General features: G+C 75.2%; 18 protein-coding genes. 15 read left to right on the top strand and 3 right to left on the bottom strand.

Features of this window, described 5'->3' with window-relative positions; genetic code table 11:
- Nucleotides 1-2: 2 nt before the first annotated feature.
- From ACFPBZ_RS16995 to prcA, 6 genes are all read left to right on the top strand, one after another.
- The gene (locus ACFPBZ_RS16995) at nucleotides 3-1295 is read left to right on the top strand and encodes an esterase/lipase family protein (protein ID WP_378037270.1); all 1293 of its coding nucleotides are present in this window, start codon (nucleotides 3-5) and stop codon (nucleotides 1293-1295) included.
- A complete protein-coding gene (locus ACFPBZ_RS16990) occupies nucleotides 1292-2512 on the top strand; it encodes a multidrug effflux MFS transporter (protein WP_378037269.1) in 1221 nt (406 codons plus the stop codon). Before ACFPBZ_RS16995 ends, ACFPBZ_RS16990 begins: the two co-directional genes overlap by 4 nt.
- Nucleotides 2513-2522: 10 nt before the next feature.
- The gene (dop, locus tag ACFPBZ_RS16985) at nucleotides 2523-4040 is read left to right on the top strand and encodes a depupylase/deamidase Dop (protein WP_378037268.1); all 1518 of its coding nucleotides are present in this window, start codon (nucleotides 2523-2525) and stop codon (nucleotides 4038-4040) included.
- An 88-nt stretch (nucleotides 4041-4128) separates the two neighbouring features.
- Nucleotides 4129-4323: a ubiquitin-like protein Pup gene (locus ACFPBZ_RS16980; protein ID WP_378037267.1), complete on the top strand. Its 195-nt coding sequence runs from the start codon at nucleotides 4129-4131 to the stop codon at nucleotides 4321-4323.
- 126 nt (nucleotides 4324-4449) lie between these two features.
- Nucleotides 4450-5289, top strand: coding sequence for a proteasome subunit beta (gene prcB, locus ACFPBZ_RS16975; protein ID WP_378037266.1), 840 nt, complete (start codon nucleotides 4450-4452; stop codon nucleotides 5287-5289).
- Between the two features lie 55 nt (nucleotides 5290-5344).
- Nucleotides 5345-6130 carry a proteasome subunit alpha gene (gene prcA, locus ACFPBZ_RS16970; RefSeq protein WP_378037265.1) on the top strand — a complete coding sequence of 262 codons (786 nt, stop codon included), beginning with the start codon at nucleotides 5345-5347 and terminating at the stop codon, nucleotides 6128-6130.
- 84 nt (nucleotides 6131-6214) lie between these two features.
- Here prcA and ACFPBZ_RS16965 read toward each other — a convergent pair whose 3' ends face one another.
- Nucleotides 6215-7804 carry a bifunctional phosphatase PAP2/diacylglycerol kinase family protein gene (locus ACFPBZ_RS16965; protein WP_378037264.1) on the bottom strand — a complete coding sequence of 530 codons (1590 nt, stop codon included), beginning with the start codon at nucleotides 7802-7804 and terminating at the stop codon, nucleotides 6215-6217.
- A gap of 81 nt (nucleotides 7805-7885) precedes the next feature.
- On the opposite strand from ACFPBZ_RS16965, the gene pafA reads away from it, so the two are divergent.
- The 9 genes from pafA (at nucleotide 7886) to ACFPBZ_RS16920 (ending at nucleotide 17981) form a co-directional block, all read left to right on the top strand.
- Nucleotides 7886-9244: a Pup--protein ligase gene (gene pafA / locus ACFPBZ_RS16960; protein WP_378037263.1), complete on the top strand. Its 1359-nt coding sequence runs from the start codon at nucleotides 7886-7888 to the stop codon at nucleotides 9242-9244.
- 98 nt (nucleotides 9245-9342) lie between these two features.
- Complete coding sequence (locus ACFPBZ_RS16955) at nucleotides 9343-11091, top strand: serine/threonine-protein kinase (protein WP_378037262.1); 1749 nt, start codon at nucleotides 9343-9345, stop codon at nucleotides 11089-11091.
- A 94-nt stretch (nucleotides 11092-11185) separates the two neighbouring features.
- Complete coding sequence (locus ACFPBZ_RS16950) at nucleotides 11186-12169, top strand: helix-turn-helix transcriptional regulator (RefSeq protein ID WP_378037261.1); 984 nt, start codon at nucleotides 11186-11188, stop codon at nucleotides 12167-12169.
- Nucleotides 12166-13146 (top strand): helix-turn-helix transcriptional regulator, encoded by a 981-nt coding sequence (locus ACFPBZ_RS16945; RefSeq protein ID WP_378037260.1) that lies wholly within the window; start codon nucleotides 12166-12168, stop codon nucleotides 13144-13146. The genes ACFPBZ_RS16950 and ACFPBZ_RS16945 overlap by 4 nt, the downstream gene beginning before the upstream one ends.
- A 35-nt stretch (nucleotides 13147-13181) precedes the next feature.
- Nucleotides 13182-13439, top strand: coding sequence for a hypothetical protein (locus ACFPBZ_RS16940; protein WP_378037259.1), 258 nt, complete (start codon nucleotides 13182-13184; stop codon nucleotides 13437-13439).
- Nucleotides 13436-13708 carry a Sec-independent protein translocase subunit TatA gene (tatA, locus tag ACFPBZ_RS16935; protein WP_378037258.1) on the top strand — a complete coding sequence of 91 codons (273 nt, stop codon included), beginning with the start codon at nucleotides 13436-13438 and terminating at the stop codon, nucleotides 13706-13708. Before ACFPBZ_RS16940 ends, tatA begins: the two co-directional genes overlap by 4 nt.
- Before the next feature lie 64 nt (nucleotides 13709-13772).
- Nucleotides 13773-16583, top strand: coding sequence for a DEAD/DEAH box helicase (locus ACFPBZ_RS16930; RefSeq protein WP_378037257.1), 2811 nt, complete (start codon nucleotides 13773-13775; stop codon nucleotides 16581-16583).
- A gap of 37 nt (nucleotides 16584-16620) precedes the next feature.
- On the top strand, nucleotides 16621-17331 hold the full coding sequence (locus tag ACFPBZ_RS16925; RefSeq protein WP_378037256.1) for a DUF4333 domain-containing protein: 711 nt from the start codon (nucleotides 16621-16623) through the stop codon (nucleotides 17329-17331).
- A gap of 257 nt (nucleotides 17332-17588) precedes the next feature.
- Nucleotides 17589-17981, top strand: a complete 393-nt coding sequence (locus ACFPBZ_RS16920; RefSeq protein ID WP_378037255.1) for an MmcQ/YjbR family DNA-binding protein — start codon at nucleotides 17589-17591, stop codon at nucleotides 17979-17981.
- 12 nt (nucleotides 17982-17993) lie between these two features.
- On the opposite strand, the gene ACFPBZ_RS16915 is transcribed toward ACFPBZ_RS16920, so the two are convergent.
- Both ACFPBZ_RS16915 and ACFPBZ_RS16910 read right to left on the bottom strand, forming a co-directional pair.
- Nucleotides 17994-18983, bottom strand: coding sequence for a 5'-3' exonuclease (locus tag ACFPBZ_RS16915; protein WP_378037254.1), 990 nt, complete (start codon nucleotides 18981-18983; stop codon nucleotides 17994-17996).
- On the bottom strand, nucleotides 18976-20616 hold the full coding sequence (locus tag ACFPBZ_RS16910) for a DUF2339 domain-containing protein (RefSeq protein WP_378037253.1): 1641 nt from the start codon (nucleotides 20614-20616) through the stop codon (nucleotides 18976-18978). Before ACFPBZ_RS16910 ends, ACFPBZ_RS16915 begins: the two co-directional genes overlap by 8 nt.
- Between the last annotated feature and the right edge of the window lie 184 nt (nucleotides 20617-20800).

Genomic DNA, 20800 nt, shown 5'->3' with positions numbered 1-20800 from the left:
GCATGACCGACCAGCGACGCCGGCCGCTCCCCGCACCTCGCAACGAGGTCCGGGGGGCGGCCGGAGTCGCGTCCGAGGCCGTCGACATCGTGTCCCGCCCCGTCGAGGGCACCCACCTCGCGATCTCGAACGCGATGTTCGGGGCGTTGCGCCGCGTCGGCCTGGGCCGCGCCTCGCGGCCCGCGCAGCTCCTGCACGACGGCATCAGCGGCGGCGTCTACCGGGCGGTGCGCGGGATCGGACACGCGGCCGGCCAGGGCGTCGGGCTCGCCGCCGAGGTGTACCGGACGGCGTCGGGGCGCGGCGACTGGACGCCGATCACCTCGCGCCCGGGCGGCGCGGTGCTCACCGGGGCGGTCAACGGGCTCGTCGGCGACCACATGGTGGCCCTCGGCAACGACCTCGCGGTGCCGATGGCGCTCTACACCTCCACCGTCGGGGACGACCCGCACGGCGAGCTGTCGCTCGACGCGATCGCCGAGACCGTCGCCGACCACCCCGAGCGCGACCTCTCCCACGTCGTGCTCTTCGTCCACGGGCTGGGGGAGACCGAGCACGCCTGGCGGCTCGCCGCGGAGGAGAGCGCGGGGGAGGGCTACGCCGAGCGCATCGCGTCCTCGGTCGGCGCCGTCCCGCTGCTGCTGCGCTACAACACCGGCATGCGCATCGCCCACAACGGCGCGGCGCTCTCGGTGCTGCTCGCCGAGGTGACCGAGCGGTGGCCGGTGCCGATCGAGCGGCTCGACCTCGTCGGGCACTCCATGGGCGGGCTGGTCCTGCGCCACGCCTGTCACGCGGCCGTCGTCGCGGGGGAGCCGTGGGTGCACGCGGTGCGCCGCATGGTCTACCTCGGGTCGCCGCACTCCGGGGCCCCGCTGGCCCACCGGGTCGACCAGCTCGCCTCGCGGCTCGCGCGCTACGCCAACTCCCGGACCTGGGGCGAGTTCCTCGACCGCCGCTCGGCCGGCATCCGCGACCTCGTCGCCGGGGTGGCCGACACCGACGTCCCGCTGCTCGCCACGTCGACCCACCACGGGGTCGCGGCCTGTCTCACCGCGAGCGAGCACCACCCGCTCGCGAACATCCTCGGCGACCTGCTGGTGCCGGTCGACTCGGCCCGCGGCGCGCTCACCGACGTCGAGACCATCCCGTCGTCGCACCACTTCCACCTGCTCAACGACCCGCGGATCCACGAGCACCTGCTGCGCTGGCTGTCGGTCGACCCCGACGAGGCCGAGTTCGAGGACCTTCCCGACGACGAGGCGGGTCCGGCCGCGTTGCCCGCCTCCCGGTGAGGCGGCGCGGCGAGCTCGGCCGCACCGCCGTCCTGGGGTCGCTCACGGCCGTCGCGCCCCTGTCGATCGACACGTACCTGCCGGCGCTGCCCACGATCACGGCCGACCTCGGGGCGTCGGCGTCGCTGGTGGCGCTGACGCTGACCGCGTGCGTGGTGGGGCTCGCGGTCGGCCAGCTCGTGGCCGGGCCCCTGTCGGACGTCCTGGGCCGCCGCCGCCCGATGCTGGTGGGCTCGCTGGGCTTCGTCGTGCTCTCCGCCGCCTGCGCCGCGGCCCCCGACGTCTGGTCCCTGGTCGCCCTGCGGCTCGGCCAGGGGCTGTTCGGCGCGGTCGGGATCGTGCTGGCCCGGGCCGTCGTCCGGGACCTCTACTCCGGTCCGGCGGCCGCGCGGGCCTTCGCGGCGCTGATGCTGGTCTCGGGGGTGGCGCCGATCGTCGCGCCCGTGCTCGGCGGGCAGCTGCTCCGGCTGACCTCCTGGCGCGGGGTGTTCGTCGTGCTCGCCCTGCTCGGGGCGGTGATCGTCGTCGGGGTGCTCGTCGCGGTGCCGGAGACGCTGGCCCGGGCCGAGCGCACCACGGGCGGCCTGCGCGCCACGGCGACGGCGTTCCGGGTCCTGCTCGCCGACACCCGGGTGCTGGCCTGCGTCAGCGCGGCCGGCTTCGGGTTCGCGGCCATGTTCGCCTACATCTCGGGGTCGACCTTCGTGCTGCAGGGCCTCTACGGGCTCTCGCCGCAGGCGTTCAGCGGCGTGTTCGCGGTCAATTCGGTGGGCATCGTCAGCGCGGTGCAGCTCTCCGGCCGACTCGTCGCGGCCGAGCGGGCGCTGCCGCAGCGCATGGTCGCCGTCGGGCTGGGGATCGCCGTGGTGGGCTCGTCGACCGTGCTCACCGGCGCGCTCGCGCTGGGGGTGTGGGGCGTCGTCGTCGGGCTGTTCGTCACCGTGTGCGGGGTGGGCACGGCGCTGCCGGCGGCGACGACGCTGACGCTCGCCGACCACCCCGAGCACGCGGGGAGCGCCTCGGCGCTGCTGGGCACGTCCCAGTTCCTCGTCGGCGGGTTCGCCGCGCCGCTGGTGGGGATCGGCGGCGGCCGCACGGCGCTGCCGATGGGCCTGACGATGGTCTGCGCGACCGTCGTCGGGCTGGTCGCCTTCACGCTGCTGTGGAGACGGGGGTCGCGCACCCGGACCACGGCGCCGGGTCTCGCGGGCAACTAGGGTCGGGCCCATGACCGCGCGCCGCATCATGGGCACCGAGATCGAGTACGGCATCTCCGTGCCGGGCGACCCGACGGCCAACCCCGTCATCACCTCGACCCAGGTGGTCCTCGCCTACGCCGCCGCGGCCGACGTGCCGCGGGCCCGGCGCGCGCGGTGGGACTACGAGGTGGAGTCGCCGCTGCGCGACGCCCGGGGCTTCGACCTCGGCCCGAGCGCGGGCCCGCCGCCCGACACCGGCGACCTCGACGACCTCGGCGCCGCCAACGTCATCCTCACCAACGGCGCGCGGCTCTACGTCGACCACGCCCACCCCGAGTTCTCCGCGCCCGAGGTCACCACGCCCCGCGGCGCGGTCATCTGGGACAAGGCCGGCGAGCGGGTCATGGAGGACGCGGCCGACCGCGCCGCCACGGTGCCCGGCACGGGCCGCATCCAGCTCTACAAGAACAACATCGACGGCAAGGGCGCGTCCTACGGCTCGCACGAGAACTACCTGTGCAACCGCCAGACCCCGTTCCCCTCGATCATCACCGGCCTGACCCCGTTCTTCGTGACCCGCCAGGTCGTCACCGGCGCGGGCCGGGTGGGCCTGGGCTCCTCGGGCGACGAGGCCGGCTACCAGCTCTCCCAGCGCGCCGACTACATCGAGGTCGAGGTCGGGCTCGAGACCACGCTCAAGCGCGGCATCATCAACACCCGCGACGAGCCCCACGCCGACGCCGACAAGTACCGGCGCCTGCACGTGATCATCGGCGACGCGAACCTGTCGGAGTACTCGACCTTCCTCAAGGTCGGCACCGCCGCGCTGGTGCTCTCGATGATCGAGGACGGCGTCCGGTTCGACGACCTGCGCCTCCTCGAGCCGGTCCGGTCGGTCCACCGCATCAGCCACGACCCCACGCTGCAGACCACGCTCGAGCTGTCGAACGGCAAGACGATGACCGCGCTGGAGATGCAGCGCGAGTACTTCGAGCGGGCCTGGAAGCACGAGCAGGACACCCAGGGCGACGACATCGACGACGTCACCCGCGAGACCCTCGAGATCTGGGGCCAGGTCCTCGACGACCTCGAGCAGGACCCGATGCGCTGCGCCGACCGGCTCGACTGGGTGGCCAAGCTGAAGCTGCTCGAGAGCTACCGCGACCGCGACAACCTGCCGTGGGACTCGCCCAAGCTCTCCCTGATCGACCTGCAGTACTCCGACGTCCGCCAGGCCAAGGGTCTCTACAACCGCCTGGTCACCCGCGGGTCGATCAAGCGGCTCGTCACCGAGGACGAGGTCCGGGCGGCGGTCACCACCCCGCCGGAGGACACCCGCGCCTACTTCCGCGGCCGGTGCCTCGAGCGCTACCCCACCGAGGTGGCCGCGGCGTCCTGGGACTCGGTGATCTTCGACCTGGGTCGCGAGTCGCTCGTGCGCATCCCCACCCTCGAGCCGCTGCGCGGCACGCGCGGGCACGTGGGGGAGCTGATCGACAACGCCGAGAACGCGACGGCCCTCGTCGAGGCCCTCACGCGCGGATGACGCGACGCGGATGATGTTCACGACGTCGAGCGGGCCCCGCGCCAGGTAGGGTCGCGTCCAGCAACACCTTCAGCACCGGGAGGCAGCCATGGCGCAGGAACAGACCCAGCGGCAGGGCGGTGGCGACGACGGAGACGGCGGCGAGGACACCACCGCGGCCGGCCAGGAGCGCCGGGAGAAGCTCGGCGAGGAGACCGACAGCATCCTCGACGAGATCGACGACGTCCTCGAGGAGAACGCCGAGGACTTCGTGCGCGCGTACGTGCAGAAGGGCGGCCAGTAGTCCTCCCCCTCCGCGCGTCGGCGCGGGCGGATCGGTAGTACGCCGACGGCGGGCCGGGACCAGTGTCCGGTCCGCCGTCGGTGTGTACGTGCAGGCAACCACGAGATCGAGGAGCGACCACCGCCGATGGAACCGAGGAGCAATCCCGGCCTGCCCGCCGCCTACTTCGACGCGGCGACGTCGTCGTTCGTCGACTTCCTCTCCGTGGTCCGCCCCGACCTGCTGCCCACCACCGGTGGGCGGACGCTGACGCCGGAGGGCCTCGCCGGGGTGCCGCACGGCACGACGATCGTCGCGGCGGCCTTCGACGGCGGCGTCCTGATCGCGGGCGACCGGCGGGCCACCATGGGCAACCTGATCTCCCAGCGCGACATGCAGAAGGTCTACGTCACCGACGACTACTCCGCGGCCGGGATCGCCGGCACCGCGGGCCTGGCCGTCGAGGCGATCCGGCTGTTCGCGGTCGACCTGGAGCACTACGAGAAGCTCGAGGGCGTCCCGCTGACCTTCGACGGCAAGTCGAACCGGCTGGCCTCGATGATCCGCGGGAACCTCGGCGCCGCCATGCAGGGCCTGTCCTACGTGCCGCTGTTCGTCGGGTTCGACCTCGACGCGGTCGACCCGGCGAAGGCCGGCCGCATCGTGTCCTACGACGTCGTCGGCGGGCGCTACGAGGAGCACCAGGGCTACGCGGCCGTCGGCTCGGGCTCGCTGTTCGCGAAGTCGTCGCTGAAGAAGCTGCACGACACGTCGGCCGACCGGGCCACCACCGTGCGCAACGCCGTCGAGGCCCTCTACGACGCCGCCGACGACGACTCGGCCACCGGCGGTCCCGACACCGTGCGCCACATCTACCCGAGCGTCGTCACGATCGACGCCGGCGGTGCGGTGCAGCTGCCCGCGGACGAGATCCAGCCCGTCGCGGAGGCCGTCATCGCGGGCCGCCGCGAGCGCACCACCGGCTGACCGCCGCCCACCCCCGTCGCCTGAGACCTCGTCGCCCCAAGGGAGCCTCCCCACCATGACCATGCCGTTCTACGCGTCGGTCGACCAGCTGATGCGCGACCGCTCGGAGCTCGCCCGCAAGGGCATCTCCCGGGGTCGCAGCGTGGTGGTGCTGAGCGGCGCGGACGGGGTGCTGTTCGTCGCCGAGAACCGGTCGAAGTCGCTGCGCAAGGTCTCCGAGATCTACGACCAGCTCGGCTTCGGCGCCGTCGGCCGCTACAACGAGTTCGAGAACCTGCGCCGCGCCGGCATCCGCTGGGCCGACGTGCAGGGCTACAACTACGACCGCCGCGACGTCTCCGGCCGCGCCCTGGCGAACGCCTACGCGCAGATCCTCGGGGCGAGCTTCATCGAGCAGCAGAAGCCGTTCGAGATCGAGCTCTGCGTGGCGTCGGTGGGGGAGACCCCGGAGGCCGACCAGCTCTTCCGCATCACCTACGACGGCTCGATCTCCGACGAGCCGCAGTTCGTGGTCATGGGCGGCACCACCGAGCCGATCTCCGCGGCGCTGAAGTCGTCCTACGAGGAGGGTCTCGACACCCGCGGCGCCCTGCGTATCGCGGTGGAGGCCCTGCAGGCGCAGAACGGCTCGTCGACCGTCCCGGAGGACCGCACGCTCGGGGTCGACGCGCTCGAGGTCGCCCTGCTCGACCGCTCCCGCCGTCCGCGCCGCTCGTTCCGCCGGATCACGGGGGCGGCCCTCGCGGCGCTGCTGCCCGAGGCCGCGTCGACGAGCACCGACGACGCGGGCGACACCGGGGCGGGCGACGAGGTCTCGGGCGCCGGCGGCGCGGGCGCCTAGCCGACCCCTGCCCGACCCGGAGCGAACGGCACTCCCGCTGCTTCTAAATGGGCGAGAGTGCCGTTCGCTCCGTCGGGCCCGGGCTCACCAGATCGAGGCGCGCTCCGGCCACTTCGTCTCGTCGCGCCGGTACACCGGCACCTTGTGGTCGGCGATCGAGAAACAGAGACGGTCGCCCGACACCCGGACCTCGCCGTCCGTGGCCACCTCGACCGGACCCTCGAGCAGCTCGACGTCGAGGGACTTCGCGGTGTGCTCCACGTAGGTGCGGGTGTGCCCGAGCGTGCCCAGGAGCAGGCCGGCCACGGCACGGGCCCGCGAGAACCGCCGGTCGGCGCGCAGGTAGCGGACCTCGAGGGCGCCGGTGTCCAGGCGCGGGCGGTACGACGGCGTCATGCCCGCCGGGGCGTACGGCCCGTTGCCCACGAAGAGCATCCAGACCGCCGTCTCGACCCCGTCGATGCGGACCCGGATGGGCTTGGCCTGCACCAGGGTCACGATGAGCGCCGCGGACGCCGCCGGCCACTTGCCCCAGCGGTCCTGCCACTTCTCGCGGAGCCGGACCATCTCGGGGTAGCCGCCGAACGAGGCGGTGTTGACGAACACGACCCGGTCGCACTCCGAGCGGCCGGTGGAGTCCGAGAAGGCGCAGAGCTCGCCGATGTCGACGGCCACCGCCTCGCCGGCCCCGGTGGCGTCGACGACCTCCTGCAGGTCGTACACCCCGACGTCGCGCCCGAAGTGGTTGAGGGTGCCGGCCGGCAGCACGGCCAGCGGCAGGTCGAGGTCCTCGGCGATCCGGGCGGCGGCCGCGACCGAGCCGTCGCCGCCGGCGACGCCGAGCGCGCGGGTGCCGGGGTGGCCCGCGGCCTCCTTCAGCCGCTCGAGCAGGTCCTCGCCCGGCTCGAGGCGCACGAGGTGGGCCTTCGGCATCGCCTCGGCGACCTCCTCGGCCGGGTCGACCCCGGGGCGCCCGGAGGCCATGTTGACCACCATCGAGAGCCCCTCGCCCTCGACCAGGGTCGGCGCGTCGAGCCAGGCCCGCGCGATCGCCTCGTCGATCGGGCGGCGCGGCAGCCACCGCGTGGTCAGGAGGGCGATCGCGGCGCCCAGCGACGCGCCGACGGCGACGTCGCTGGTCCAGTGCACGCCGACGTGGATGCGGGAGTAGGCGACCGTGGCCGCGAGAGGGGCGAGCACCAGACCGGCCCGCGGGCTCTCCAGGGCCACCCCGACGGTGAAGGCCATCGCCGACGCCGAGTGCCCGGAGGGGAACGACGAGGAGGTGGGCCGGTCGGGCAGCGAGCGGTACGGGGGGAGGAGCTCGGCGGCCGGGCGGCGACGCGGGAACAGGGGCTTCAGGACCCCGTTCGCGACGAGGCTCGCCAGCCCGATGGCCATCACCCCGCGGGTGGCCCCGAGGCGGGTGCGGCGGGTGCCGAGCCCGGCGAGCACCGAGCCCGCGGCGAACCACAGGCCGCTGTGGTTCGCCGAGCGGGTGAGGGTCAGCAGGGCGTCGTCGAGGAAGTTCGGCGGCATCCGGCCGACGCTCTCGGTGATCCGGCGGTCGAGGGCGCCGACCGGGCGCAGGGACCGGCGGCTGCGACGCAGACCGGCCCCCACCCCCCGCCGGACGAAGAGCTGGGCGCGACGTGCACGCCGCGGGGGGAGCATGTCCCGGGACCCTACGGGGGGAGCACGACATCTGGTGTCGAGGGGACTCACGATCGCCCTCGCTGGCCTAGGCTGGAGTACATGCAGCGGCGGATCTACGGCATCGAGACCGAGTTCGGTGTCACGTGCACCTTCCACGGTCAGCGTCGGTTGTCCCCCGACGAGGTCGCCCGTTACCTGTTCCGCCGGGTGGTGTCGTGGGGGCGCTCGTCGAACGTCTTCCTCCGCAACGGCTCGCGGCTCTACCTCGACGTCGGCTCGCACCCCGAGTACGCCACCGCGGAGTGCGATTCGCTGGAGCAGCTCGTCGCCCACGACAAGGCGGGGGAGCGGATCCTCGAGGACCTGCTGCTCGACGCCGAGCGCCGCCTGGCCGACGAGGGCATCGGCGGCGACATCTTCCTGTTCAAGAACAACACCGACTCGGCCGGCAACTCCTACGGCTGCCACGAGAACTACCTCGTCGGGCGCTCCGGGGAGTTCTCGCGGATCGCCGACGTGCTGCTGCCGTTCCTGGTCACCCGCCAGCTGATCGCCGGCGCCGGCAAGGTGCTGCAGACCCCCCGCGGGGCCGTGTACTGCCTCTCGCAGCGCGCCGAGCACATCTGGGAGGGCGTCTCCAGCGCCACCACGCGCAGCCGCCCCATCATCAACACCCGCGACGAGCCGCACGCCGACGCCGAGCGCTACCGCCGCCTGCACGTGATCGTCGGCGACTCGAACATGTCCGAGGTCACCACCCTGCTCAAGGTCGGCACCACGCACCTGGTGCTCGAGATGATCGAGCAGGGCGTCCAGTTCCGGGACTTCACGCTCGACAACCCGATCCGCGCCATCCGCGAGATCAGCCACGACCTCACCGGCCGCCGCCCCGTGCGACTCGCCGGCGGGCGCGAGGCGGGCGCCCTCGACATCCAGCGCGAGTACCACCAGCGGGCCGTCGAGCACGTGGCCCGCCGGGGGAGCGACCCGGTGAGCGAGCGGGTGCTCGAGCTCTGGGGCCGCACGCTCGACGCGGTCGACCGCCAGGACCTCTCGCTGATCGACCGCGAGATCGACTGGGCGATCAAGCACAAGCTCATCGAGCGCTACCGCAGCCGGGGCGACCTCGGGCTGTCCAGCCCCCGCATCGCCCAGCTCGACCTCGCCTACCACGACATCCGGCGGGGACGCGGCGTGTTCGACCTGCTGCAGCGCAAGGACCTCGTCGACCGGGTCACCGACGACGGCGAGATCGAGGCCGCGAAGGACACCCCGCCCCAGACCACCCGCGCGAAGCTCCGCGGCGACTTCATCGCGGCGGCCCAGAACGCCGGCCGCGATTTCACCGTGGATTGGGTGCATCTCAAACTCAACGACCAGGCCCAGCGAACCGTCCTGTGCAAGGACCCGTTCCGCGCGGTGGACGAACGGGTGGACCGGTTGATCGCCACGCTGTGAGGTCGGTGTAACGCCTCTCACGCCTCGCAACGACCGGTCTGTGGAAACCCCACGCGCCCCCACACACCGAGCGACAACGAGGACGGCAGCACAGCACCATGGATCACCAGGACCGCACGTCCCGTGTGACGCCCGACGAGGGCACCGGGACGTTGCACTCCCACCCGGCCGCCGACGCCGAGACGATGACGCCCGACCCGGGCGTCGAGGGCACCCTCCTCGCGGGCCGCTACCGCGTGGGCGAGTGCATCGGGGCCGGAGCCATGGGCGTGGTGTGGAAGGCCTGGGACCGGCGCCTGGCCCGGACGGTCGCGGTCAAGCAGCTCAGCGCGCCCCGGTACGAGGAGGGCGCCGACGAGGCCACGGTGCGCCTCGCCCGGGTCCGCGCCATGCGCGAGGGCCGGATCGCGGCCCGCGTGGTGCACCCGCGCGCGATCATGGTGTTCGACGTCGTCGTCGACGGCACCCCGTCGCACGCCCCGGGCCCGTGGATCGTCATGGAGTACCTGCCGTCGCGCTCGCTCGCCGCGGTCCTCGCCGAGCGGGGCCCGCTGGCACCCACCGAGGTCGCCCGCATCGGCGCCCAGATCGCCGACGCGCTCACCGCCGTGCACGAGGCGGGGATCGTGCACGGCGACGTCAAGCCGGGCAACGTCCTGCTCACCGACGACGGGGTCGCCAAGCTCACCGACTTCGGCGTCTCCCGCGCCTCCTGGGACACCTCCGCGACCGGCGGCGGCATCGTCGCCGGCACCCCGGGCTACTTCGCGCCCGAGGTGGCCCGCGGCGGCGACCCCACGCCCGCGTCCGACGTGTTCTCCCTCGGCGCCACCCTGTACGCCGCGGTGGAGAACGAGCTGGTGTGCGGCCCGCTCGACAACACCCTCGCGGTGCTGCACGCCATGGCCGAGGGCCGGCTGCGTCCCGCCACCCGGGCGGGCGTGCTCGGTCGTCCCCTGTCGGCGATGCTGCGCCTCGAGGCGAGGCACCGCCCCGACACCGCACTGCTGCGCTCGGCCCTCGAGGCCCGGGCCGCGATGGCGCCGGCCCCGGTCGTGGCCGCCCCGCCCGTCGCCGCCGCGGATCCCACCGAGGCCGCCACGCCCGAGCCCGTCCCGACGACGGCCGCGGGCGGCCGGCCCACGGCCCCCGCGATCGGCGTCCGCACCGCCGCCGGGGACGACGAGGAGGACGAGGAGTCGTGGTTCCCGCTCGCCGTCGGCCCCGCCGTCTCCACGGGCCCGGCCACGGCCGAGACGCCCCGGCCCGCGCGACGCCGCCGGCGGGCCCTGGCGGTCGCGGCCGCGTCCGCGGTGGTGCTCGCGGCCGGGGTCGGTGCCGCGGTCGCCGCGGTCGACGGGCCCGTCCCGGCGCCCTCGAGCACGATCGCGGCGGCGCCGGTGACCACCACCCCCACGGTCGCCCTGCCCGCCCCGCCCACGGAGACGGTGCCCCCGGTCGCCGGGGCCCCGCTGTCCCCGGGCAGCCCCAGCACCTCGGCGGGCGCCGACCCCGACGCGCCCGTCAGCGAGGACGACGTCCGGCGCACCGTGTCGGCCTACTACGCGAGCCTGCCGGGCAACATCCCGGGCGCCTGGGCGCTGCTCTCCGAGGACGCGCAGGACGACTCCGGCGGGTACGGCGGCTACCAGCGGTTCTGGAGCGGGATCTCCTCGGTGTCGGCCGGTGACGTGCAGGTCGACGGCACGTCGGCCCGCTCGGTGCTCGAGTTCGTCACGGCGGGCGGGCGCACCTCGCGGGAGACCTACACCTTCGAGGTCGACCGCAAGGACGACGGGCAGCTCGAGATCCGCTCCGCCGCCCGCGGCGGGGCCGACTCGGCCTGAGCCCGCCCCCGACCGTCCCGGCGCACGACCCACGGCGCGCCGGGAACCCGGGATGTCGAACACCCGATCGATCGGTCGTCGTACCCTCGACGACGTGCCACCGCCCCCGACCGCGCGAGCCGAGCGACTCGTGAACCTCGTGCTGGCGCTGCTCTCGACCCGGCAGTTCCTCACGGCCGAGCGGATCCGCACCACCGTGGCGGGCTACGAGGAGGCCGTCACCGACGACGCCTTCTACCGCATGTTCGAGCGCGACAAGGCCGAGCTGCGCGAGCTCGGCGTCCCGCTCGAGACCGGGCGGCAGTCGGTGTTCGACACCGTCGACGGCTACCGCATCGCCCGGGGCGACTACGAGCTGGCCGCGATCGACCTCGCGCCCGACGAGGCCACCGCGGTCGCCCTGGCCGCGCGGCTCTGGGACTCCCCGCAGCTCGCCGGGGCCGCCCGCACGGCCGTGACGAAGCTGCGGGCCGCGGGCGTGGAGGTCGACCCCACCGCGGCGTCCGAGGTCCAGCCCCGGGTGCGCACCACCGACCCGGCGTTCGCGCCGCTGCTCGCCGCCGCCCGGGCCGGGCGCGTCGTCACGTTCGCCCACCGCGGGCACCCGGCCGACCCGCCGCGCACGCGCACCGTCGAGCCCTGGGGCGTCGTGTCCTACCGCGGCCGGTGGTACCTCGTGGGCCACGACCGCGACCGCGACGACGTCCGCTGCTTCCGCATCTCCCGCATCGAGGGCGAGGTCCGCGCCTCCGGGGCCCGCGGCGCCGTCGTGCGCCCCACCGACGTCGACCTGGTCGACCTCGTCGCCCGCTCCGCCGGGCCGCCCCCGCCGACCGGGACCGCCCGCGTGCGCCTCGTCCCCGGCCGGGCCGCGGGGCTGCGCCGGGCCGGACGGCCCGACCCGCAGGGCGACCCCGACGTCGTCGAACTCGACCTCGCCCGCCTCGACTCGCTGGCCCGCTGGATCGCCGGGTACGGCCCCGACGCGGTGGTGCTCGAGCCCCCGGAGCTGCGCGCCGCCGTCGTCGCGACCCTGCGCACCGCGCTCGACCGCCGGCCCGCGGAGGTGGCCCCGTGAGCGCCGAGGGCGTCGCCGACCGGCTCCCGCGCCTGCTCACGCTGGTGCCCTGGCTCCTCGCGCGCCCCGGCGTCCCGGTGGCGGAGGCGGCCGCGGAGTTCGGCATCACCGAGACCCAGCTGCGCCGCGACCTCGAGCTGCTCTGGATGTGCGGGCTGCCCGGGTACGGGCCCGGCGACCTCGTCGACCTCTCCTTCGAGGGCGACACGGTCACCGTGGTCTACGACGCCGGGCTGTCCCGCCCGCTGCGCCTGTCGGGCCCCGAGGCCGCCACGCTCGCCGTCGCCCTGCGGGCCCTCGCCGACGCGCCCGGGGTGGCCGACACCGACGCCGTTCAGCGCGCCCTCGCGAAGATCGAGCAGGCCTCCGGGGCGGCGGGCGCGGCCGAGCCCGACACCGTCGCCGTGGGGCTGGGCCGCACCCCCGGCAACGCGCGGGCCGAGGCGGTCGTCCGGGACGCGGTCGCGCGGCACCGGGCGCTGCGCCTGACCTACTACTCCGCCTCGCGCGACGCCGTCGGGCGCCGCGACGTCGACCCGATGCGGCTGCTCCTCGTCGACGGCAGCACCTACCTCGAGGCGTGGTGCCGGCGCGCGGAGGGCGTGCGGATGTTCCGCCTCGACCGGGTCGACGACGCCGAGGTGCTCGACGAGCCGTCGTCGCCGCCCGACGACGCCGCGGTCCGCGAGGTGCCCGCCGACGCCTCCGGCCTCCTCACGCCCGACCCGGGCCAGCAGCTCGTCGCGCTGCGCCTCGCGCCCACGGCCCGCTGGGTCGCCGAGTACTACCCGATGGAGGAGGTCCTCGCCGACGACGACGGCGGGGCCCGCGTGCAGATGCGCTACGGCGACCGCGCCTGGATGGTGCGCCTGCTCCTCGGCCTCGGTGACGCCGTCGAGATCCTCTGGCCCACCGACCTCGCCGCGGCCCGCGCCGACCGGGCACGGGAGGCGCTCGCGGCCTACGGGGCGGCCTGACCACGTCCCGCCCGGGGTTCTGACACCATCGGCGCATGGTGGGACCGATCGTCTGGAGCATCGTCGCCGTGCTGGCGGCCCTCGTCGTGCTCGCCCTGCTGGTCGTGGGCCTGCTGCGGGCCGTGGGGCGCACCACCGCGGTCCTCGGGGCCTTCACCTCCTTCACGGGCGACCGCGTGGGCCTGCTGCGCGCGCGGGTCGCGGCCCTGCAGGTGCGCGTCCGTCATCACGACCGGGGGCGTGCCGTGTCCCCGGTACAGTCGGACGTACCAGCGGAAGGAGCTCACCCGTGAGCGAATGGATCATCGTCGCCGTCGTGGGCGTCGTGCTGCTCTTCAGCGCCAAGAAGCTCCCCGACATGGCCCGCGGCCTCGGCCAGTCCATGCGGATCTTCAAGGCGGAGACCCGCGAGCTGAAGGAGGACGACGCCCGCGCGAAGGCCTCCGACTCCCCGAAGCCGGCCGCGAGCGCGCCCGCCGTCGAGACCGCCCCGGTCGTCGAGCCCGCGCCCGCCCAGAAGCCCCGCGAGACCGTTCCCGACGAGGCCCGCCGCCCGGAGTGACCCTCCGCGCGGCCCCGGTGCCGTCGCGGCGACGAGATCCGTCGAAGTGTGACACCGTGATGGGGTGGCCCGCTCTCCCGCCGAGGCCTATGCGCAGGCGCGTACACGCGCCGCGCACCCCGAACTCGGCACCTTCGTCACGTCCCTGAGCTTCGAGCTCGACGACTTCCAGCGCCGTGCGTGCCTGGCGCTGGAGGAGGGGCACGGGGTCCTCGTGTGCGCCCCGACGGGGGCGGGCAAGACGGTCGTCGGCGAGTTCGCCGTCCACCTGGCGCTCGCGCAGGGTCGGAAGTGCTTCTACACGACGCCGATCAAGGCGCTGTCGAACCAGAAGTACGCCGACCTCGTCGCCCGCCACGGTGCGGGCGCCGTCGGCCTGCTGACCGGGGACACCGCGGTCAACGGCTCCGCGCCGATCGTCGTGATGACCACCGAGGTCCTCCGCAACATGCTCTACGCGGACTCCCCGGCGCTCGACGGTCTCGCGTTCGTCGTGATGGACGAGGTGCACTACCTCGCCGACCGCTTCCGCGGCGCCGTCTGGGAGGAGGTCATCCTCCACCTCCCGCAGTGGGTGCAGCTGGCCTCGCTGTCCGCGACCGTCAGCAACGCCGAGGAGTTCGGCGACTGGCTGGTCGAGGTGCGCGGCGACACCACGGTGGTCGTCGACGAGACCCGGCCCGTGCCGCTGTGGCAGCACATGGTGGTCGGCACGCGCATGTTCGACCTCTTCGCCGAGGAGCGCCGCACCGGGTCCTCCCACCAGGTCACGGTCGACCCGACGCTCGCCAAGGCCGTCGCCGAGGTCGACCGCGACGGCCGTAACGGGCGCTCGGGTCCGCCGCCGCGACGGGGACGCGACGGTCGCCGGCGCGACGACCGCGGGTCCGGCCCCGGTCGGGCGGGCCGGTCCGGGTCCTCCTACCGCCCGCCGTCGCGGGTCGACGTCATCGAGCGGCTCGACGCGGCCGGGCTGCTCCCGGCCATCACCTTCATCTTCAGCCGCGCGGGCTGCGACGCCGCGGTGACCCAGTGCGTCCGCTCCGGGCTGCGGCTCACCCAGGCCTCCGAGGTCGAGGAGATCCGCGCCGTCGTCGACCGCCGGTGCGCGGCCCTGCCCGACGCCGACCTCGACGTCCTGGGCTACTGGGAGTGGCGCGAGGGCCTCGAGCGCGGGGTCGCCGCCCACCACGCGGGGATGCTGCCCGCGTTCAAGGAGACCGTCGAGGAGCTGTTCGTCCGCGGCCTGGTCCGGGCGGTGTTCGCGACCGAGACGCTCGCGCTCGGGATCAACATGCCCGCGCGCACCGTGGTGCTCGAGAAGCTCGTCAAGTACAACGGCGAGTCGCACGTCGAGCTGACCCCCGGCGAGTACACGCAGCTCACGGGGCGTGCGGGCCGCCGCGGCATCGACGTCGAGGGCCACGCGGTGGTGCTGTGGGCGCCCGGCATGGACCCGGCCCAGGTCGCGGGCCTCGCGTCGACGCGCACCTACCCGCTGCGCTCGTCGTTCCGCCCCGGCTACAACATGGCGGTCAACCTGGTCGACCGGCTCGGCATCTCCCAGGCCCGGGACCTGCTCGAGCAGTCGTTCGCGCAGTTCCAGGCCGACCGCTCGGTGGTCCACCTGGCCAAGCGCGTCGAGCGCAACCGGGAGGCCCTCGAGGGCTACGCCGAGGCCATGTCCGGCGAGGGGTCCTCGGCCGAGGAGTTCGCCGAGTACATGGACCTCCGCCGCCGGCTCTCCGAGCGGGAGAAGCAGCTCGCCCGCCAGGGCCGCTCGGAGCAGAAGGCCGAGGCGTCGGCGTCGCTCGAGGCGCTGCGCACCGGCGACGTCATCGCGGTGCCGGCCGGCAAGCGCTCCGGTCTCGCCGTGGTGCTCGACCCGGGCGTCGACCGCACCGGCCGCGGCATGGAGCCGCGCCCGCTCGTCCTCACCGAGGACCGCTGGGCCGGCCGCCTCTCGATCTCCGACTTCCCCGACCCGGTGACCGCGCTGGGCACGATGAAGCTCCCCAAGCGGGTCGACCACAAGCTGCCCCAGGTGCGCCGCGACCTCTCCAACGCCCTGCGCGAGAGCGGCATCGAGGCCCCGTCACGGGGTGGACGGCGCGGGGGCCACCGCGGGCAGAACGAGGACGCCGAGCTCGCGTCCCTGCGCCGCGCGCTGCGCAGCCACCCCTGCCACGGGCGCTCCGACCGCGAGGACCGCGCCCGCTGGGCGGAGCGCCACGCCCGCCTGACCCGCGAGAACGAGCAGCTCGAGCAGCGCGTGCGCTCCACCACCCATTCGCTGGCCCGCAACTTCGACCGCATCCGCGGCCTGCTCTCCGAGCGCGGCTACGTCGAGGGCGAGGAGCTCACTCCAGCCGGCCACCGGCTCTCCCGCCTGTGGGGCGAGTCCGACCTGCTGGTCGCCGAGTGCCTGCGCCACGGCGTGTGGCTGGGGCTCAGGCCCGCCGAGCTCGCGGCCGTGGCGTCGTCGCTGGTCTACGACTCGCGCCGCGACGACGGCGGGATCCCGCGGGTTCCCGACGATGCCGAGGCGGCGGTGACCGCCACCGTCCAGCTCTGGACCGACCTCGTGCACGACGAGCGCCGCCACCACCTCGACCGCACCCGCGAGCCCGACCTCGGGTTCGCCTGGCCGGTGCACCGCTGGGCCCGGGGCGACGCCCTGTCCGCGGTGCTCTCCTCCGCCCGGGCCCACGGCATCGAGCTCTCCGCGGGCGACTTCGTCCGCTGGTGCCGCCAGGTGCTCGACCTGCTCGACCAGATCCGCGCCGTCTGCGGCGGCGAGGACCCGGTGGGCCGCGCGGCCGCCGACGCGGGGCGCGCCATCCGGCGCGGGGTGGTCGCGGTGGGCGACACCTGAGTCGGGGGAGCCGGGGGCCCGTGAGAGTGTGGGCGCCGTGACGAGGTCGGCCGACGAGGAGCCCACGCCCTCCGCGCCGTCCCCGCCCCCCGGCACCCCCGAGGCGGCGCCGCCGGACGAGGCCCCGGCCCCGGCCCCGGCCCCGGCCGACGGGGATGCCGCGAGTCGGGCTCCCGGGGTGCGCTGGTCCGACGAGCCTGCGGCCCCGTCGTCGCCGTCCCGGCGCGACGACGACGCCACCCCGCCGTCCGGTCTCGGCGGCACGGCCGCTCCCGGTGCGACCGGCCCGGGTTTGGGCACTCCCGGCCGGACGACCGCGGTGGCCCCGGTGCCGACCCCTGCCTGGTCGGGCCCGCAGCAGGGACCGTGGCAGCAGACGGCCCCCGGGTGGGCCCCGCCCGCCCCCCGCGACCCGGCCCGCACGCGCCGCACCCGCCGGATCGTCCTGGCGGTGGTCCTCGGCGTCGTCGTCCTGGCCGCGGTGGTCGTGGCGCTGCTGGCGTTCCTCGTCGGGCCCCGCTTCGCGCGCTACGACGTGCTCGACCGCGCCGCCGTGGAGCGCGGGGTCACCGACGTCGTCACCCGCGACTGGCGCCGCCCCGCCACCGCGGCGAGCTGTCCAGACGAGGTCCGGGTCCGCCCGGGCGCGTCGTTCACCTGCACCGTGACGATCGACGGCCGCCCCCAGCAGGTCCCCGTGGACATCGTCGACGAGTCGGGCACCTACGAGGTCGGCCAGCCCCGCTGATCGTCGGGGCCCGTTGCGTCCCGCACACGGCCAGGCACCGCGACTCCCACCTGCGCGGGCGTTGCGTCCCGCAACGGCGTCGTCCGGGCAGGCGGCTCCCGCCGGCCGTGTGCGTCCCGCACACAGCCAGACACCGCAGCTCCCACCGATGCGCGCATTGCGCTCCGCAACGGCGTCGTCCGGGCAGGCGGCTCCCGCCGGCCGTGTGCGTCCCGCACAGCGGCACGGACTCGGGCGGCGTCGCGCTACCGTCGCCCATGGCCACCTGGGAGGACGTCCGCCGACACGCGCTCGCGCTGCCGGGCGTCGAGGAGAAGCCGTCGTACGGGGGAGCGGCGTCCTGGAAGGTGAAGGGCAAGTCCTTCGTCTGGGACCGCCCGCTGCGCGCCCGCGACCTGGAGGACCTCGGCTGGAGCGAGCAGCCCGGGCCCGTCCTCGGGGCCGCGGTCCCCGACCTCGGGGCCAAGGAGGCGCTGCTCGCCGAGGACGCCGGAATCTACTTCACGACCCCGCACTTCGACGGTCACGCCAGCGTGCTGGTGCACCTCGACCGGATCGCCGACGCCGAGCTCGGCGAGCTGGTCACCGAAGCCTGGTTCGCGCGTGCTCCCGTCACGCTCGCCCGCACCGTGGAGCGCCAGGCCCCGTGATCGGCCGGGACGTCACTCCCCGGCCAGGGCCGCCGTCAGCCGGTCCACCGACCCAGTGAGGTTCCAGCGCTCGGCCAGGGCGGCGAGGGCGTCGGGGTCGACCGGCCGGTGGGGGAGCGGGCGCGTCGACCCGGTCCAGTCGATGGGTGCGTCCTTGGCGACGAGCACCACCTCGGGGGCGACGGTCAGGTAGGGCGCGGCCTTGACGAGCTTGGTGCGCACCGCCGCCGACAGCCGCGGGTCGCCGCCCTCGACGACCGCGCCGATGAGGTCGGCCCACGAGTCGAACTTCGACACCACCTGGGCCGCGGTCTTGTCGCCGACGCCGGGCACGCCCGGGAGCCCGTCGGAGGGGTCGCCGCGCAGCATCGCCATCTCTGCGTAGCCGTCACCGGCCCGGGCGACGGGCACCCCGTAGCGCGCCGCGACCTCCTCCGGCCCGTACATCTCGTACTTCGACACCCCGCGCGCGATGTAGACGATCCGCACGGACGTCGGCTCGTCGCGGACCAGCTGGAGCAGGTCGCGGTCGCCGGTGACCACCTCGACCGACGAGGTCGCCTCCGAGGTGGCCAGCGTGCCGATCACGTCGTCGGCCTCGTAGCCCTCCGCGCCTGCCGTCGGGATCCCGGCGGCCGCGAGGACGTCGAGGATGATCGGCACCTGCACGCCGAGCTCCGGCGGCGCGGCCTCGGCGTCGGGGGCGCCGCCGACGTAGGGGTCGGTGGCGTCGGCCGAGGGGTCGACCCGGTGGGCCTTGTAGGACGGGATCGCGCGCACGCGGAACGCGGGGCGCCAGTCGCGGTCGAGGCAGGCCACCACCGAGCCGGGCTGCCGGGCCCGGACGAGGCGGGCGACCATGTCGCAGAAGCCGCGGACCGCGTTGACGGGCGTGCCGTCGTCGGCGGTGAGCGTCGCGGGGACCCCGTAGAAGGCCCGGAACCACAGGCTCGCGGAGTCGAGCAGCATGATCGGCCCATCGCCGGTCCCGACGTCACTCATGCCCGGTGAGCCTGCCAGGCTCCTCGCCGGCCGACGCCACCAACCGGGCGTAGCGCGTCCCGGCGGCCAGCAGCACCAGCCCGGCGCCGAGGAACACCACCACCCGGGCGAGCCCGTCGAGCGCGACCAGGTCGAACAGGATCAGCTTCGCCACGGCCGCGACGACGAGCACCCCGCCCAGCAGCCGCGGCAGACCCGCCTCGACCCCGCGGACGAGCAGCACGAGCGCGAGCGCGGTCCAGGAGATCGTCACGAGGACGTGCCCGACCAGGAAGCCGGCGCGCGTCGGCGACACCGCGAGCGCGAGGGTCACCACCGTGCCGGCGGCGCCGTACAGCCCGACGAGCCCGAGGCCGCCGATCACGGCCGCCGCCCGCTCACGACCCACGACGCGCCCGGAGCGCAGCAGGGCGGCGAGCAGGGTCCCGGCGGCGGCCGTGAGCAGGACGCCGACCACGGCCATCGCGACCAGCGTGCCCGTGCTGCGGACGTCCCCGGCGACGACGACGCCGAGGGGCAGGTCCCGGCCGAGCGCGAGGATGCCGCCGGCGACGGCGAAGGCGCCCGCGACGACGAGCAGCACGAGCCGGCCCGTGTGGCGGGCCAGGACGGCGAGGACGGTCGCCAGGGCGAGCATCACGCCGCCCTGGGCGATCCCGGTGAGCGCCAGGGGCACCGCCTGCAGGCCGAGGACGGCGGCGGCGGCCACGGCGGTCGTCGTGAGGGCGGGGGTGACCGGCACCCGGCCGGTGCCGCGCTCGAACACCAGGGCCGCGCCGAGCAGCACCAGCACGGCGACGACGTCGAGGACCGCGCCGGCGGGGCGGGGCAGGGACGGCGCGAGGACGAGCACCGGGAGCAGCGGGGCGATGAGCACGACCCCGGAGGCGATGGTGGCGCGGCGGGTGTCCCCGCACGGCGCCGCGGCGGTCACGAGGGCGGCGGCGACCGAGACCAGGAGCAGGACGGCGATCGTGGCGGCGACCGCGAACAGGCCCGCGGTCGTCGCCCCGCTCTGCATCCGGGTGTCCGCCACGACGACGGCCACGAGCGCGGCCGCCGCCACGGCGATCGCGGTGAGGGTCGGCCAGCCGCGGCGCGCGGCGACGGGCAGCGCCGCCGCGATGACGACGACGAGGAGCACGACGAGCAGCGGACCCGCGGCGTCGACGACGAGCGGCACCAGCAGGTCGACGCCGACGACCACCCCGAGCGCGAGGCCGCGGTGGCGCCAGAGGTCGGCGAGGGCGAGCCCGCCGGCGGCGACGAGGAGGGCGAGGACCACGGCGGGGACGTCGGGCAGCAGGTCGTAGAGCGAGGCCGCCGCGGCGACGGAGAGGTAGAGCGCGGTGATGCCGGTGGCCGCGAGCGAGACGGGCCCCGGGTCGGCGGCAGCGGTTGCGCTGGACCGTCGGCGCTGCAGCACCACACCGATCCCCACCAGCGCCAGCCCGACGACGCCGCCGAGGCCCACCCGGGCGGCCGGGTCGAACCAGCCGCGGGAGGCGGCGAGGACCAGCAGCAGGACGACGCCGAGCAGGGTCACGGCCCCGCCGGTGACCGCGAGCAGCTGCGCCCCGGTGAGACGCGGGAGTCGGCGCGCGGCGCGCGGGGGACGGGCAGCGGGCGGCACCGGCCACGGGCCGGAGGGGGCGCCCGCGGGCAGTGGCCGGGCGGGCGGGAACGGGCCCGGCGGGGAGGACGGGGCCGGCTGCCAGGGACCGAGACCGGCCGGCCCGGGCGCCGGCGCGGCGGGCGGGGGCGCGGCGGAAGTCGGCCAAGCCGGTCTTAGGAAGACAATTGTACCAATCAACTCC

It is taken from the genome of Actinomycetospora atypica (assembly GCF_042653685.1).
Taxonomy (GTDB): Bacteria; Actinomycetota; Actinomycetes; order Mycobacteriales; family Pseudonocardiaceae; genus Actinomycetospora; species Actinomycetospora atypica.
This window is presented reverse-complemented; position numbering and strand designations above follow the sequence as displayed.

Coding starts and splice junctions, on each gene's coding strand:
- prcA (WP_378037265.1), top strand. CDS start 5,345: ATGACCATGCCGTTCTACGCGTCGGTCGACCAGCTGATGCGCGACCGC.
- ACFPBZ_RS16965 (WP_378037264.1), bottom strand. CDS start 7,804: ATGCTCCCCCCGCGGCGTGCACGTCGCGCCCAGCTCTTCGTCCGGCGG.
- ACFPBZ_RS16955 (WP_378037262.1), top strand. CDS start 9,343: ATGGATCACCAGGACCGCACGTCCCGTGTGACGCCCGACGAGGGCACC.
- dop (WP_378037268.1), top strand. CDS start 2,523: ATGACCGCGCGCCGCATCATGGGCACCGAGATCGAGTACGGCATCTCC.
- ACFPBZ_RS16995 (WP_378037270.1), top strand. CDS start 3: ATGACCGACCAGCGACGCCGGCCGCTCCCCGCACCTCGCAACGAGGTC.
- ACFPBZ_RS16915 (WP_378037254.1), bottom strand. CDS start 18,983: ATGAGTGACGTCGGGACCGGCGATGGGCCGATCATGCTGCTCGACTCC.
- pafA (WP_378037263.1), top strand. CDS start 7,886: ATGCAGCGGCGGATCTACGGCATCGAGACCGAGTTCGGTGTCACGTGC.
- ACFPBZ_RS16980 (WP_378037267.1), top strand. CDS start 4,129: ATGGCGCAGGAACAGACCCAGCGGCAGGGCGGTGGCGACGACGGAGAC.
- ACFPBZ_RS16940 (WP_378037259.1), top strand. CDS start 13,182: ATGGTGGGACCGATCGTCTGGAGCATCGTCGCCGTGCTGGCGGCCCTC.
- ACFPBZ_RS16920 (WP_378037255.1), top strand. CDS start 17,589: ATGGCCACCTGGGAGGACGTCCGCCGACACGCGCTCGCGCTGCCGGGC.
- prcB (WP_378037266.1), top strand. CDS start 4,450: ATGGAACCGAGGAGCAATCCCGGCCTGCCCGCCGCCTACTTCGACGCG.